Here is a 203-nt window from a genome sequence, read left to right as displayed (position 1 = left end):
GCGCGGCGGTACCAGGCCTCGGCCTCCTCGGTGCGCCCGTCCTGCTGCTTCAACAGAGCGGCGAGGCCGGACATCGCGATGATGTCCCCGTTGTCGGCGGCGCGGCGGTACCAGGCCTCGGCCTCCTCGGTGCGCCCGTCCTGCTTCAGCAGCAGGCCGAGGCCGGCCATCGCGATGATGTTCCCGTTGTCGGCGGCGCGGCG

The 203-nt window shown here is 73.4% G+C and carries 1 protein-coding gene; it reads right to left on the bottom strand.

The features are described from left to right. On the bottom strand, positions 1-203 hold a 203-nt coding region (locus tag LP52_RS25470; protein ID WP_040276971.1), incomplete at both ends, for a tetratricopeptide repeat protein.

Source organism: Streptomonospora alba (genome assembly GCF_000826685.1).
GTDB lineage: Bacteria > Actinomycetota > Actinomycetes > Streptosporangiales > Streptosporangiaceae > Streptomonospora > Streptomonospora alba.
The sequence above is the reverse complement of the archived record's forward strand: the minus strand, read 5'-3'. Positions and strand labels throughout refer to the sequence as shown.